The sequence below is a fragment of the Pseudoalteromonas sp. ASV78 genome, from assembly GCF_047806705.1.
GTDB classification, from domain to species: domain Bacteria; phylum Pseudomonadota; class Gammaproteobacteria; order Enterobacterales; family Alteromonadaceae; genus Pseudoalteromonas; species Pseudoalteromonas prydzensis_A.
Genome location: NZ_JBLOPA010000002.1, coordinates 192602 through 206044, shown reverse-complemented (window position 1 = coordinate 206044; position 13443 = coordinate 192602). Strand labels below are relative to the sequence as shown.

General features: G+C 42.7%; 10 protein-coding genes. 5 read left to right on the top strand and 5 right to left on the bottom strand.

The window, feature by feature from the left end; all coding sequences use genetic code 11:
* Window positions 1-33: 33 nt before the first annotated feature.
* A complete protein-coding gene (locus tag ACMVDV_RS19085) occupies window positions 34-498 on the bottom strand; it encodes an RNA polymerase sigma factor (RefSeq protein WP_416159246.1) in 465 nt (154 codons plus the stop codon).
* Window positions 499-790: 292 nt separating this feature from the next.
* On the opposite strand from ACMVDV_RS19085, the gene ACMVDV_RS19080 reads away from it, so the two are divergent.
* Both ACMVDV_RS19080 and ACMVDV_RS19075 read left to right on the top strand, forming a co-directional pair.
* On the top strand, window positions 791-3559 hold the full coding sequence (locus ACMVDV_RS19080; RefSeq protein WP_416159245.1) for a TonB-dependent receptor: 2769 nt from the start codon (window positions 791-793) through the stop codon (window positions 3557-3559).
* A gap of 75 nt (window positions 3560-3634) precedes the next feature.
* Entirely contained in the window at window positions 3635-5452 is a 1818-nt protein-coding gene (locus tag ACMVDV_RS19075) for a metallophosphoesterase (protein WP_416159244.1), read from the top strand.
* Window positions 5453-5530: 78 nt separating this feature from the next.
* Here the strand turns inward: ACMVDV_RS19075 and katG are convergent, their stop codons facing one another.
* Window positions 5531-7708: a catalase/peroxidase HPI gene (gene katG / locus ACMVDV_RS19070; protein ID WP_416159243.1), complete on the bottom strand. Its 2178-nt coding sequence runs from the start codon at window positions 7706-7708 to the stop codon at window positions 5531-5533.
* Between the two features lie 414 nt (window positions 7709-8122).
* Here katG and ACMVDV_RS19065 point away from each other — a divergent pair, with 414 nt between their 5' ends.
* A complete protein-coding gene (locus ACMVDV_RS19065; RefSeq protein WP_416159242.1) occupies window positions 8123-8764 on the top strand; it encodes a glutathione S-transferase family protein in 642 nt (213 codons plus the stop codon).
* A gap of 49 nt (window positions 8765-8813) precedes the next feature.
* On the top strand, window positions 8814-9635 hold the full coding sequence (locus ACMVDV_RS19060; protein ID WP_304181054.1) for an alpha/beta hydrolase: 822 nt from the start codon (window positions 8814-8816) through the stop codon (window positions 9633-9635).
* Between the two features lie 79 nt (window positions 9636-9714).
* Here the strand turns inward: ACMVDV_RS19060 and ACMVDV_RS19055 are convergent, their stop codons facing one another.
* The 3 genes from ACMVDV_RS19055 to ACMVDV_RS19045 all read right to left on the bottom strand — a co-directional run bounded on the left by ACMVDV_RS19055 (window position 9715) and on the right by ACMVDV_RS19045 (window position 11164).
* A complete protein-coding gene (locus ACMVDV_RS19055; RefSeq protein WP_016706518.1) occupies window positions 9715-9924 on the bottom strand; it encodes a cold-shock protein in 210 nt (69 codons plus the stop codon).
* Window positions 9925-10109: 185 nt separating this feature from the next.
* Window positions 10110-10319, bottom strand: a complete 210-nt coding sequence (locus ACMVDV_RS19050; RefSeq protein WP_304181051.1) for a cold-shock protein — start codon at window positions 10317-10319, stop codon at window positions 10110-10112.
* Window positions 10320-10714: 395 nt separating this feature from the next.
* The gene (locus ACMVDV_RS19045; RefSeq protein ID WP_304181050.1) at window positions 10715-11164 is read right to left on the bottom strand and encodes a GyrI-like domain-containing protein; all 450 of its coding nucleotides are present in this window, start codon (window positions 11162-11164) and stop codon (window positions 10715-10717) included.
* A 319-nt stretch (window positions 11165-11483) separates the two neighbouring features.
* On the opposite strand from ACMVDV_RS19045, the gene ACMVDV_RS19040 reads away from it, so the two are divergent.
* Complete coding sequence (locus tag ACMVDV_RS19040; RefSeq protein ID WP_416159241.1) at window positions 11484-13412, top strand: flavin monoamine oxidase family protein; 1929 nt, start codon at window positions 11484-11486, stop codon at window positions 13410-13412.
* The last annotated feature ends 31 nt before the right edge of the window (window positions 13413-13443 follow it).

Here is a 13443-nt window from a genome sequence, read left to right as displayed (position 1 = left end):
AATATAACGAGTAAACGTTCACTAAGGGGACAATTAGTCACCAATAAATGTGCTGATTGCATCTTTGAGCATATCCATAGCACGGGAAATATGCTTTTTAACCGCTTCTTCCGATAACCCTAAGCTTTGCGAGATGTGTTGGCGGCTTTGTCCATGCAAACGCCGGCGTATAAATACATCACGACGTAGCGCAGGCATTTGCGTGAGTACCTGTTGGTATAAACGTAAGCGTTGCTCATGATCAAGTAAGTTCTCTAAGGAGAGCTCTGCGCTTAATGGCTCGTGCTCTAGGCTTTCGGGTAATTTATTTTGCTCGCGGTGATGATCAACCACCAAGTGATGTGCCATGCGGTAGCCATAGGCGAGCGGATTATCAATATGATCAGTACTGTCAATTTTTAATGCTTTCAATAGTAGCTTTTGAAATAAATCATCGGCATCGGCTTGCTCACCCACTGCCCGACGGAAAAAGTTTTTGAGCGCATCTTGATTCGCCATAAAACATTTTACTAGTGGTCTGTGGGATTGACCTTGTTTACTTACAAGCGATAGAGGCGTTTTAGTTTGGGGCATTGTTATATCGATATCTACAGCATTAGGTTCTTTAATAGACACTCATACTAGAGCAAAGGTGACAGTACTTTTATGATCATTTAATGACATTTTTATGAGCGCCCTGTCGTAAAACCGACACAAAAACTTCATCAATTAAATACGTCCCCTATCCATTTTCAGCCACGTCTTAGAAGCGAAATCAATTTAAAGTCGTAATACATACAACAGGACCAACATGATGACTAAGCGAATTTTCCCCCTCTCACCGTTAGCATTGGCATTGAGCGCATTATTTGTTGCGCCAAGCTACGCACAAGACACTGAAAATGAAGAACACGCGATGGAACAAATCGTTGTGACAGGCAGTTACATTAAAAGTTTAGAACAAGCGATAGACTTAAAACGGGCAAATATTGGTTTTTCTGATTCGATAGTGGCGTCAGACATTGCAGATTTCCCTGAGCAAAACTTAGCGGAAGCGCTGCAACGTATGCCCGGTGTTACGATTGAGCGTAATAAAGGTTTGGGTCAAAAGGTGAATGTGCGCAGTTTACCGAGCGAGTTTACGTTTGTATCAATCAATAACCTAGCTACGGCATCGGGCAGTGGCGGGCGCGATGTTGAGTTTGATATTTTTGCCTCGGAGATTATTCAAAGTGTCACGGTAAAAAAATCGCCCACCGCTGCGGATGAAGAAGGGGGAATTGCAGGTTCGGTCGCTATCACCACGGCAAGGCCTTTTGATTACGACGGCCGTAAGTTAGTTGCCTCGGTTGAAGGGGCGTATAACGAAATATCTGAACAAACAGATCCTAAGTTTGCCTTTTTGGCCAGCGACACATTTGGTGATTGGGGCGCCCTTGCCTCGCTTGCTTATTCTGAGCGTACTAACCGCACCGATAGTAACTCGGGAATTAACTTTCGCCCGCTTTCACGTTGGTTAGAAAAGAAAGGCTCATCGCAGTGGCAGTCAGATCAAGCCGCTGATGTGTTAGCGCGGGACACGGGTATTACAATTGACGATCGCTTCAATAGTGACGAAACCAGTCGCGTGGTGTTTTTAGATAAAGTAGGCGACCGTGCCTACCTAACAGAGCAAGAAAAATGGGGCGCAACGTTATCATTACAATATAAACCCAGCAGTGAATTTAGCTTAACTTTTGATGGCTTACTGGGCAATTTTGATGATCATGAGGACGAATACGATGCAGCAGCATACACCGCATCCAGTATTAGTTCGCTTGAGCGAGTAAACCAATACGACAACACAACGCTTGCTGATTACGGTATAACTGTATTAACCGATGTTGATTACGCTGCTACGCAACACGAGTTTTTAAGTAAAGAGCACAGCAGCGATACGGATTATCAACAATTCAGTATTGCGATGGATTGGTTAGTCGGTGAATGGGATGTGTATGGTTTAGTTGGCTACAGTGGCGCTGATAAATCAACAGAAACCACCAACTTAAAGCATACAGCATACCGAGCTACCCGCTCGCGTTATACCAGTACAGGTGCCGAGACTATCCCAAGTGATAATGCCAACACCTTCGATATGTATAACTCACCAGACGCTTATTTATTCGACTATAACGAAGTCAATCTTGAGGCAATTTCAGATGACAAATATGCCGCGCAGCTAGACTTTTCTCGTCAATTAAACTTAACGTTTTTCCCCGCGCTAACTAAAGTGCAATTTGGTGCACGTTATACCGATAAATCAAAACAGCGTAACTATGGCACTAATCGAGCAACGGGTCCATCAGCAGGTGACACGTCTTGGGTAGGCACGCGTACATTGGCTGACAGCGAGCTGACCAGCATTGCAGATCTGGTCCATGGGGGAGAGTATTTATCTGAGGTGTCTGCTAAGGCAGATTGGCGCCAAATCTCAAATAGCTATGCCCGTGAGCAACTTAGATATACAGGCTTTGTGGTTGATTTTGCACCAGATCAATACTACCAAGTAGAAGAAAAAACCACGGCGATTTACGCTATGGCTGATTTTGCCTTTGATATTGGTGATATGCCGGCAACCCTTAACACTGGCGTGCGCTATATTGATACCGATGTAAATTCATCGGGTTATCATCAAGTGCAAAATGATGATGGCTCAACTGATTACACTTCAGCGCCAGTGTCAAAAAATGGTAATTACAGCGATTTACTACCGAGTGTTAACTTTACCCTTGAGCTTACTGATGACCTAGTACTTCGTGCCGCAGCATCTGAAACACTTATGCGCCCTGCACTGACTGATATTGCTTATAAACGCACTGTAAGTTTAAACGAATTTAAATACCGCGATGGTAATCCAGACTTACAACCAACTTATGCTGATCAATGGGAAGTAGGCCTTGAATGGTATTTAGCAGAAGGTGGCTTATTAGCTGTTTCTTACTTTGAAAAAGAAATCGAAGGCGTCGTGCGTGAATCACTCACCGGTGTGGTCGAAGGCGTTACTAAATACAACGATAACGGCAGTGTTGATGGTGTTTATGACTTTGATGTTTATCAAAAAGTCAATGCTGAAGGCTCGTATGATGTTAGTGGTATCGAGTTTATTGCACAAATTCCGTTTGCTCGCTTTCATCGTATGTTGGAAGGCTTTGGTATTAATGCCAACTACACCACATTAGAAAACTCATTAACGGGGGCATCTGATCTAGGCATTCCTACGCCTCCTGAAGGGCTTGCTGATGAAACTTACAACCTGACTTTTTATTATGAAAACGACAGCTTTGATGCGCGCATTTCATATAACTACAAAGACAAATACGTAGAGTACATTGAGCGTGATATGTACCCCGTTTATCGTGATGCGTATGGGCAAATGGATGTATCGCTTGGGTACAATATAAATGATGTTGTTAAAGTGACATTAGAAGGGATCAATATTACGGATGAAGCAACCCAAGGTTATACATTAGATCCCGCTTTTCCAACCATGTATGAGTTCTCGGGCCGACGCATGGCGTTAGGTGTTCGGGCTATCTTTTAATTGTTGATGCAACAACCGGAGGCTTTACGCTTCCGGCTTTTGGTTATTTAGAGTGCTGACCACAGGACATTTTACATGAAGTTACTGTTATCACTGCTGATTTTTCTAAGCAGTACATTGCTACACGCCGCCCTTCCTAGCAATACAAAAATTGCCTTTGTGCCCGACATTCACTTTCATGATATTTATGGGGATTTTGCTGATGCTGGATTTAAAGGCATTGAGCTGAGCAAAGGCACTGCCCCCGTCAGTATTCGTAGCATGCAAGCGCAAATTCATTCTACGCGCTTATTTAATGAAAACTATTTTGCGCTAATTGCCACCTTAGATGATATTGCCGCCAAAGGCGTGAAGTTAGTTGCGCTGCCAGGGGATTTTAGCGATGACGGCCAACCAGTATACTTAAACGGTTTAAACGTTATTTTAGACAATTACGCAAAAAAATACGGTATGCGCTTTTTTGCTATTCCTGGTAATCATGATCCAGTGAAACCGTTTAAAAGTGTGGGGGGAAAAGCTGACTTTTTAGGTGCGCAAGGGCAGCAAGTAGGGATTTACTCAACCGATCATCCGTACTGTGAGAATGCATCTGGCGAAAACCATTGGTTAGTATGCAGTGATAAAATCGCTCAAGCAGGTTATAAAGAGATTGTTGAAATAATGGCGCCGTTTGGTTTAATGCCAAATAGCCGTGATATTTTATGGGAAACGCCATTTGGCAAAGGTGCAGCGCTTGCTGAGCGCAGTTATATGCAATGTGCAGAGAACGATAAAACACGCTGCTCAACAGTGCCTGATAGCAGTTATTTAGTTGAGCCGATCCCAGGGCTTTGGCTATTAGCCATTGATGCTAATGTGTATATACCAGCACTTAAAAATGGCGTATTACAGTTTCAAGGCTCGGGCAATGCGGGCTATAACAAAGTACTGACAGAAAAACCGTTTTTATTAAGCTGGATCACGCAAGTGGTGCAACGCGCGAAAGCTGAAAATAAAACCCTGATTGCGTTTAGTCATTTTCCGATGGGAGAGTTTTACGACGGTCAAACGCAGTCAATTAAATCCTTATTTGGTGAGTCTGCATTTCAGCTCGCACGTGAGCCTGAACTTAATACTCGTAAGTTGTTAGCGGAAACCGGTTTAAAGCTGCATATTGGCGGTCATATGCATATGAATGACACCTCAGTTATCGAAACTGAACATAACACGCTATTTAATATTCAGGCACCTTCTATTGCCGCGTATCGGCCAGCTTATAAATTAGTAACGCTGGATAAACAGTTTGCAAAAGTGGATACCATCACGATTGATGATGTGCCTCATTTTGATAGATTATTTAGCGCTTACCAAACAGAGCATGATTACCTGATAAAAAATCACCCTGAGCAAGTATGGGATAAACGCATTTTAATGGCTAAGGATTACCATAGTTACAGCAAGTTGCATCTACAGGCATTGGCGAAGTGGCGGTTTATACCCCGTGAATGGCTGCAGAGCGTGCGTGATGAAGTGCTAAATATGACTTTATTAGATGCAATTGTGTTGTTTAACAGTGACGGCCAGTTAACTGAAGCCCAACAGCTAGATTTACAAACGAAAACCATATTCGATTTTATCACTGACTTTTACTTAGTGCGCAATGCTGGCTCACTTGCCTTTACTGATATTACCCAATCAACTCGGCAAGCTTATCAAACAATGGCTAAGTTATTAAGTCATGCCACTGAGTGTAAAGTTAATAAGCTTAATAAAGCTGATAATATGTGTCAGCTAAGATCAGCGTTGGTACAGGCATTTTCAATCTACGATAATCTCAGTCATGCCCTGCCCGATCAGTGCTTGATTATTGATATGTCTGCAAAAATGGCGCTGCGTGATTGCACAGCAAATTAAGGTGGTTTATTAGAAAAAAGCGCGAGGGTTAATACTCTCGCGCCCTGCGTTATTACGAGATATTTAACTAAGGTTTAATTAAATATCAAAGCGGTCTGCGTTCATTACCTTAACCCACGCATTGACGAAGTCTTTTACAAAGCGTTGTTTGTTATCGTCTTGTGCGTAAAACTCGGCAAGGGCTCGTAAAATAGAGTTAGAGCCAAATACTAAATCAACGCGAGTGGCGGTCCATTTAGTATTGCCTGAGCTGCGCTCAACAATGTTATAGGTGCTTTTACTGGCCGGTTCCCAGCGGTAGTTCATATCGGTGAGGTTAACAAAAAAGTCATTGCTTAATGTACCTACATTATCAGTGAACACGCCATGTCGGCTGCCCGCATGGTTAGTGCCTAGTACACGCATTCCACCAAGTAGCACCGTCATTTCAGGGGCTGTTAAGCCCATAAGTTGTGCTCGCTCTAAAAGTAGCTCCTCGGCTGATACAACATAGTCTTGCTTTTGCCAGTTTCTAAAACCATCATGAATTGGCTCAAGTACATCGAACGACTCTGCATCGGTCATTGCGTCGCTCGCATCACCGCGCCCTGCTGCAAATGGCACGATAATATCAACCCCCGCCGCTTTTGCTGCTTGCTCAACGGCGGCAGTACCGCCAAGTACGATTAAGTCCGCTAAACTAACTGGTTTGCTTAAACTTGCTTGTACTGTTTCAAGGGCTGCTAATACCTTAGCGAGTCTTTCTGGCTCGTTACCTTGCCAATCTTTTTGTGGGCTTAAGCGAATGCGTGCGCCATTGGCACCGCCGCGATGATCAGAGCCTCGATAAGTGCGGGCGCTGTCCCAGGCGGTGCTGATCAAGTCACTGGCGCTAATGCCACAATTTAACAGTTTAGTTTTAAGGTCGCTGATTTCAGTATCAGATAAGGTGTAATCTACACTTGGGATCGGATCTTGCCAGATCAGATCTTCGCTTGGTATATCTGCACCTAAATAACGTGATTTAGGGCCTAAATCGCGGTGCGTAAGCTTAAACCAAGCGCGCGCAAAGACATCACTAAAATATTCAAAGTCATTATAAAAACGTTCGATAATTTTGCGATAGCTTGGGTCCATCTTCATTGCCATATCGGCATCGGTCATAATCGGGTTTAAGCGAATTGATGGATCTTCAACATCAACCGGTTTATCTTCCTCTTTAATGTTTACCGGTTCCCACTGGTTTGCACCCGCTGGACTTTTGGTAAGCTCCCATTCGTAATTAAGCAAAAGGTGGCAATAGCCGTTATCCCACTTAGTTGGGTGGGTTGTCCACGCGCCTTCAATGCCTGATGTCATAGTATCGCGGCCGATACCGCGCGTTTTATGGTTGTTCCAGCCAAGGCCTTGCTCGAAGACGTCTGCTGCTTCTGGCTCAGGGCCTAAGTTCTCTTCGCTACCATTACCATGGGTTTTACCTACAGTGTGACCACCTACCGTCAGTGCTGCGGTTTCTTCGTCATCCATCGCCATACGGGCAAAAGTTTCGCGTACTTGTGCTGCGGTTTTTAGTGGATCTGGCTGGCCGTTCACGCCTTCAGGGTTTACGTAAATTAAGCCCATTTGCACTGCAGCTAACGGATTTTCCATGGTGTCTGGTTTTGCTACGTTGTCATAGCGTTCATCACTTGGCGCAAGCCATTGTTTTTCAGCGCCCCAATAAACGTCTTTTTCTGGGTGCCAAATATCTTCGCGACCGCCGGCAAAACCAAAGGTTTTTAAGCCCATTGACTCATAAGCCATATTGCCAGCTAAAATGATTAAATCAGCCCAGGATAACTTATTGCCGTATTTTTTCTTGATTGGCCAAAGTAAGCGGCGTGCTTTATCGAGGTTGGCGTTATCTGGCCAAGAGTTTAACGGAGCGAAGCGTTGGTTGCCTGTACCGCCACCACCACGGCCATCGGCTAAACGGTAGGATCCTGCTGAGTGCCACGCCATACGGATCATCAAGCCACCATAATGACCCCAATCGGCAGGCCACCAAGCTTGGCTTTGTGTCATCAAGTTTTTTAAATCGGTTTTTACTGCTTCAAGATCTAATTTTTTAAATTCTTCGGCGTAATTAAAGTCGTCGCCATAGGGGTTCGGTTTACTATCGTGTTGATGAAGAATGTCCAAATTTAAGGCGTTTGGCCACCAATCAGTATTGGCATTAGACGTTTGTGTGTTGCTACCGTGCATAACTGGGCATTTGCCCGCACCTGAATTGCTCATTTTTAGCTCCTTTATCGTAATATAAAACGTGGTCTATAAATCGCTACGTTTAAAAGCTTAGTTCATAACAACTAACTTGCTACGATGGTAATACTCAGATTGATAAACCCTGTCGAAGTTCATCCCTTGTGCCAATATAGAATATTAACGATTAAAAACTAGATCTAGATCAATGCTTTAAAGCGATTGCAGCCATCAATAAATTAGATATCTAGTTTATAAAAAGCATAAAGGAAGCTGAAATAGTAGCGAGGAGCAACGGTATTTCCTGTATTGAGATAAAATGCTTGGCTTGTTAATCATTTAGGTGATCGAGTAAACTGCCAAACATATTAAACGTTTAAGGTACAAGCTAAAGCGTTTTAGACTTTATGAAATATAGTTTATTAAGTTAATGCCTAAGTGAGATTAAATATGAAAGTTTATGGAAGAACAACCTCGTTTAACGTACAAAAAGTACTCTGGTTTGTTGACGAGCTTGGTTTAAGTTATCAACATATTGAAGTGGGTGGTCGTTTTGGTGGCCTTGATAGCGATGACTTTTTAGCATTGAACCCGCTGCAAAAAGTGCCGGTACTTGTGGATGGCGATAATGTTATTTGGGAGTCACACAGCATATTGCGCTATTTGGCAGCAAGTTATGGTACTACAGACTGGTATTATGCATCGCCTTATCAGCGTTCGTTGTACGAGCGTTGGATGGATTGGTCACAGGTAATTTTTCAACCCGCTTTTATGGCCACATTTTGGGGCTATTACCGCAAAGCGCAAAACAACCGTTGTATGGAGCAAATCACTCGCGATTTACAAGCCTGTGAGCAATGTTTGCAGATAATTGAGCTGCAACTAAGCCATGCCCCTTATCTTGCCGGTGGTAAAATCACTCTGGCTGATATTTGTGTGGGGGCAATTTTATATCGCCTAACATCACAGGGTTTAGCAATAACATTGCCGGAACGAGTGACTCAGTGGTTTGCATTACTAAAAACCAGAGCGGGTTATCAAAAATGGATCATGAGTGATTTTACTGAGCTCAAAGGTCGTGAAGATTTTTAGTATGGTATTTAAAGCTGTAAATTAGAACAAAAATTAAATAAGGATTAGGGTGAAATATTTACTATTGATCGTGGCGCTATTTTTTACTGTTAGCGGCGCGGCTGAACAGGCATTTGAAATCCCCAGAAGCTCGGTGATTAAACTTACCGATCAACAAAGCAAACTTAGCTACCCAGTATTTATTAAACTACCGCGCAGTTACAGCCGTAATAAAGATAAAACATACCCAGTGGTTTACTTACTTGATGGCTCTTATGCGTTTCAAGTAGCATCGGGGGCTACTCGTTTTGCTATGAACAGTGGCGCCATGGACGAAGCAATACTCGTTGCTATTGGTTATTCGCAAGGCTCAAAAGGGTCATCAAGCCGAGTACGCGATTACACCCCAAGTAAAGTAAATGATTGGCAGCTCGAGACAGGAAAAGCCGCGCAACATATCGCTTTTATTGCTGATGTGGTGTTTGAACATATCAAAGCTAACTACCGAATTAACCCAAAACAACGTACTTTAGTGGGAAACTCTCTTGGCGGTTTATTTGCGGCTCATGTGCTTTTTACTCAACCCAATATGTTTGAAAGTTACATTATTGGTAGTCCGTCGGTGTGGTTTGATAATGAGCGCATATTATCTCAGTCGATTACCACAGCTAAACAAGAGGTTAGGGTTTACTTATCGGTAGGTAGTAAAGAAACACCTGAATTTGGCGAAGGGCAAGATATGCTTGCAGGGGCTAAAAAGTTAGCCGATAAAATAAAGCAAAGTGATAATAATCAGCTGCAGTTAGCGTTTTCTATTACCCAAGGTGCAAAACATAGCACAGCATTTCCAACTACGCTGATCCAAGGTTTAGATTGGCTATATGCAAAATAGCGCGGATACAAAAAAGCCCACTGATAAATTAATAGCAGTGGGCTTTTAATACGTTAAACGCATTAACTAAAACAATCGTTTAGATACAAACGATGTTTTCAGCTTGTGGGCCTTTTTGACCTTGAGTAACAGTAAACTGTACACGTTGGCCTTCAGCTAGCGTTTTGAAGCCGTCACCGCTGATCGCGCTGAAATGTGCGAAAACGTCAGGACCAGATTCTTGCTCGATAAAGCCAAAACCTTTTGCTTCGTTGAAAAATTTAACTGTACCAGTTGTAGTTGTAGACATAATAGATATCCTAGAGATTAATAAAAGTGTGCCTAAAATCAGGCGATTTAGCTGAAAAAACAAGTATTTAACTGAGGATAACGCGATGAATTATTACTAATAACAACGTGGTACGTACAAATAAACAGAATTTCTTTCAAACTTATAGTGCATTAACGGGTTATTACTAACCCATTAATTAAAAATTAGATGCAAACGATATTTTCAGCTTGCGGGCCTTTTTGACCTTGAGTAACAGTAAACTGTACACGTTGGCCTTCGGCTAGTGTTTTAAAGCCATCGCTTGCGATTGCACTGAAATGTGCAAAAACGTCAGGGCCAGACTCTTGTTCAATAAAACCAAAACCTTTAGCTTCGTTAAACCATTTTACTGAACCAGTTGTTGTAGTAGACATAATAGTATCCTAAGAATTAATAAAAATTCGCCTTTAAATAGGCAATTTAGCAGGAAGAAAACAAGTATTTAACTGAGGATAACGCGAAGGATTATTACTAATAACAACGTGGTACGTACAAATAAACAGGGCTTTCTATCAACCCGATGCCAAGCAGGATAACAGCAACTTAAACTACATAACAAGCTTTATTTATTTTTCTTTTTTAATTTCAAGTAAATTTGTGTACGTTTATTGAGCAGATTTCAAAGGGCTAGGTCGATATTTATCACGCTGTTGCCCTTTTTTTAATGAGCAAGGAGGGATGAACAAAAGGGATGGCGAACTGCTAAATTCGCCATCCCACCAAAAAATAATGAGCCTTACAACACGTAAAATCGCGATTATTGCTGTATTTATTCAGCAATCGCTATCGCTATTTCTACTTCATTTGCGCCTTTATAATATTCAAAATCACTGGTATAGGTACGCGTGTGAGCGCAATCGTCAGAGCTGAAGTATTGCCAAATTTCACCCCATAAATCAATAATGGCATCGGGCATTTCCCCCTCGCCGGTAAACACCAAATAACGCCCCGTAACAGTGTTGCACTGTACGCTATTAGTCACTTTAATTGATAAGTCATCACAACAGGCTATCACATCAAAATCACCGGTAACATCACTCTCATAGTTAGTATATACACCATAAATGTGGCTATTTTTTGTGAGTTTTGCTGTGTATTTTTCGCCAAACGCTTGCCATAGTTCAGCTATTTTTGCTGTGCCACTGTTCATTTCATTAGCATTACAGGTTCTTACTTTTAAACCAGTTAAAGACTTACTTGCTAGTTGTTTTACTTCCATAGTGACTGCCCTCTTATTTATGACCGCTACTAACTTAACAGAAAAACGAGCAACAACTAAATACAATGTGCTTCTTAACGCTGTGAAGTAACTAAATATTGCTTTAACTAGCCTATTAGGTAGCCACGATGTTGAGCATCTAGCAAGCTTACTATTCATTTTCTGTAATGCCGTGTAATGAATATGTTTGTTGATGAAGTGGTAGTTTTATTAGCGACAGTAGAATTTTTGACAGGTTATATCGGGTACTTCATTGATGTCGCCTGTCAGCTGTGGCTGAGCAGCAAATATCACAATCAATACTGAAAAGGATAAACAGATGTCAAATTTTAAAAGTCGTGCTGATTTTCTTCGCAACAACCCTAGTGCAAGTGCATTTGCTGCATTAGCCGATGCAACTAAACAACAAAAAAATGTCACTGACAGTGCCATAAAGCTCAAGCCTGGCCAATTAGCGGGGAAAAAAGTAGTGGTGATTGGCTCCGGGGTTGGTGGTTTAACTGCGGCGTATGAAATATTGGCGCAACAATCGGGTGCAACCGTAACGGTGCTTGAAGCATTAAATCGCACGGGAGGGCGCTGTTTAAGTTTACGCACCGGCGATGTTTTAACCGAAGATGCAGATAGTGATTTGTTTAATTCAACCCCAGGTGAATCACAGGTGGTTAGGTTTAAACGTCCTATTGGTGATAGCGAACCTTACCTCAATGCAGGGCCTGGCCGTATTCCGAGTAGCCATAAACGGTTGTTATCATATTTGAAAAAGTTTTCGGTCGATGTCGAAGTCTATGTGATGAACAGTCAATCCAATCTAGTGCAAAAAGACAGCAGCTTTAATGGCAGCTCTGTTGTTTATCGTCGCCTTGATAATAATACTCGCGGTTGGTTAGCTGAAATGGTGTATGCCAATGCAGAAGAACTGTTAAAAAAACCGAGTTTAAATATTAATCCTGATCAGTTTGAAGAGCGGGTCGATGCATTAAAAAGTTTAATGATTGATTTTGGTGAACTTGATATCGCAGGTAATTATCAAGTTACGCCTGGCAGCGAAGGATTTGAAAATGGTAAAACTCGCGCTGGCTACAGCGTATTACCGGGGGTTGCAGCAGGTATTGTTGCTGAGGCGTTGAGTTTTGATAGTTTGCTGGAGGCACGCTTTTGGGAAGGCACCCGGTTTTATCAACCCGCTGACTTCTTATGGCAACCAACCTTGTTTCAGCCTGTAGGGGGCATGGATCAAGTGCAGCACGCTTTTGCACAACACGTTGCAGCGCTTGGTGGAGACATTCACTTAAATAGCCCTGTTAAGTCTATTGATTGGGACGAGGCAACAAAACAATTCAAAATTACCGTATCGCAAGTGGGCACGGAGGCATTAATTGAATACCAAGCAGATTATTGTATTTGCAATGCGGCAATGCCATTTTTGAGTAAGATGCTGACTGACAAATTGCAAAATAATAGTGCCAGTAGTGGTTTTGAAAGCCGCTTTAAAGATGCCCTAAACGCCGTGTTTGTTGGCCAGTTTGAGCCTACTCAAGCACCCGGTTATACCCCTAGTGAGAATGGCTATATATCACATTTTCTTGCAAGTACTTCGAAAGTAGGCTGGCAAGCAGATCGCAATTTGTGGCAAGGAAGCCCAATTACTACCGTCCATGATGACGACTTACAGACAAAAGTGATGGCCGTACCAAGCTCGGAGCAAGGTGTAGTTCCCATCTTTGGTGGCATCTCTTGGACAAATGATGAAATTCAGCAAATTTGGTATCCATCTACCGGCTATCAAGATGAAAAAGGAGTGCTAACGGGGGCATATAACTTTGATAAAGTAGCCTCTGATTGGGGCAAGTTGTCAGTAACAGAGCGTTTAGCTAAAGCCCGTAATGGTGCTGCAAAGTTTAACCAGCAATTTGCAGAGGGGCTGCAAGACGGGTTAGCAATTGCTTGGCAAAACATGCCCCATATAAAAGGCGGCTGGGCATATTGGCAAGCGGTTGGCGATGCTGATTATGCAACCAAACAATTTAACGCGATAGCGCAAGGCTCTGGAGTTTACCTTAGCGATGGCACTCTCAGTGATGCTTGCTTCTTTGTGGTTGGCGATCAGATCTCGTCGCTGCCAGGCTGGCAAGAAGGTGCGATTGCTGCGGCATTAAATGCAATTAGCCGGATCGCCAGACCTGATGTTGAAATAGCGCACTTAGCTAACTTACCTGATACTCGTTTAATGGTGCAGGGTATTTAAGAGGTTGTTATTTTGGGGAGTTAGCACTCCC